Origin of the sequence: Phenylobacterium sp. 58.2.17, assembly GCF_026411515.1 — a bacterium.
Lineage (GTDB): Bacteria > Pseudomonadota > Alphaproteobacteria > Caulobacterales > Caulobacteraceae > Phenylobacterium.
The window spans coordinates 1-522 of record NZ_JAPMTQ010000115.1; the positions used below are offsets into that span (position 1 = coordinate 1).

A 522-nucleotide genomic window follows, 5' to 3' on the forward strand; every position below is an offset into this window, starting at 1 on the left:
CCTGAGCCGGCGGCAGACCGTCGATCAGCGCCTCCACGGCGGCCTTGTCCGAGGCTTGGCCGGCGGAGAGCACGATCCGCAGTGGCAAGCCGTCCTGATTCACCAGGGCGTTGATCTTGGTGCTCAGTCCTCCACGAGAGCGGCCGATGGCGTGATCCGGGCCCCCTTTTTTCCACCCGCTGCGTGCTGGTGAGCGCGGATGATCGAGCTGTCGATCAGGTGCAGCGATTGCGGCGAGGTCGCCGCCAGAGCCTCGAAGATCGTCAGCCAGACGCCGGCCTTCGCCCACCTGTTGTAGCGGTTGTAGACCGTGGTGTGCGGGCCGTAGCGGCTGGGCAGATCACGCCAGGGCGTGCCCGTCCGCAGCACGTAGAAGATCCCGTTGATCACTCGCCGGTCATCGACGCGCGCCACGCCGCGCGGCTTGTTCGGCAGCAGCGGCTCGATCAGCCGCCACTCCGCTTCGCTCAGATCGTAACGCGCCATTCAAAGCTCCCTTCCGGAAGCCTTGAATCAGCGTCG

The 522-nt window shown here is 66.5% G+C and carries 1 pseudogene; it reads right to left on the reverse strand.

Going from position 1 to position 522, the window contains the following annotated elements:
* Positions 1–486, reverse strand: a pseudogene (locus tag OUA97_RS23300) (IS5 family transposase); the annotation flags it as partial.
* Between the last annotated feature and the right edge of the window lie 36 nt (positions 487–522).